This window comes from Vibrio sp. 10N.239.312.C11 (assembly GCF_041466065.1).
GTDB lineage: Bacteria > Pseudomonadota > Gammaproteobacteria > Enterobacterales > Vibrionaceae > Vibrio > Vibrio tasmaniensis_A.
The window spans coordinates 1-1,260 of sequence record NZ_JBFSRZ010000138.1; the positions used below are offsets into that span (position 1 = coordinate 1).

The 1,260-nt window shown below is 47.0% G+C and carries 1 protein-coding gene; it reads right to left on the reverse strand.

Features of this window, described 5'->3' with window-relative positions:
- Positions 1-144: 144 nt before the first annotated feature.
- Positions 145-1,260: IS110-like element ISVisp2 family transposase (locus AB6D07_RS22975; protein WP_372140766.1), on the reverse strand; the 1,116-nt coding region annotated here is incomplete at its 5' end.

The window sequence follows — 1,260 nt, forward strand, 5'->3', positions numbered from 1 at the left end:
CCTACCTTACTTGTTCCGTCGTGGCACCTGTCTTCAGTCTATGCTCGTGGTTCAAAATAGCCGAAGCTATATTGCCGTCCTAACGCCGTCGGTGTTTGTGCCACTCCCGATGCTTTATCCAATGCGATAACACTAATTCTTTCTTCATGCCGGTAATCGAGCGATTCGAGTTTTAGGATCCACATCGCTGACGACAACTTCACGAGCAATCGCCCAGATGTAAGCGATCATCTCTCTAGCGATGGCGACCACAACGACATTTCGGTGTTTACCTTTTTGTAGCAGTCGTTGGTAACGACGACATAGCCTTTGCTGGGCCTGCCAAGCGATATCGACGATCTCTTTAGGCAGTCCTTCTTGCCTTAGTTGGAGCTCTACAGAGATGTTCGCTTTGTGCTTATAGGTATGTGCGCCTTCGACCAGCAACCGTCTGGCCCGACTGTTGCCACACTTTGTTAAGCTGCCACGACGAGTTTTACCTCCACTAGAGTTTTCAGTTGGAACGAGTCCGAGGTAAGCCATAAGCTTTCTTGGATGATCAAATCGTCGTAAGTCACCCAGTTCGGCTATTGTGCCGAGTGCTACGAGTAACCTGACGCCACGCATAGCTTGAATGGCTTTCACCACAGGATAGTATCGCCAGTTTTTGACTTGATGGAGTAGTTCATTATCGAGTCGTTGAAGCCGTTGCATTCGCTCATTGATGGTAATGATCATCTCTTGTAAAACGATTTGCTGACTATGATGAGGAAGAATGAGGTCGGTTAGCCACCGTAGATGCTTTTTAGACCAGTTATCATTCACCGTCGCTTGGATATTATTGCGAAGAAGAAAGCCTTTGAGTTGGAATTTTGCGTCTTTGAGATCTTTCATTGCGGTTTCTCTGGCACGCGAGAGGTCTCGAATGGCTTCATCTTCTGCTTCCGGTACATAGATGGGTGTGAGCTCTTCGGCTTTTAACAGCTTGGCGAGCTTTGCAGCGTCTCGTTTGTCGGTTTTAACTCTATCGCCTGGCTTTTTAGGTATAAGTGATGGAGCGACGACATAGCAGCAGTGTCCAAGGCTCGTCATTAAGCGATAGGTCCAGTAACCACATGGTCCTGCTTCATAGACAAAGTGCAGAGTGGCTTTGGGATATTTGGATTGCAGCTGTTTGGCCAATTTAATCAACGCGGACTTATTCGATTTAATACGGCCAAGGTGTTGTGGATTTGCCCCACGATGTTCTTGTAATACAGTGACTTGAATAAATGACTTATG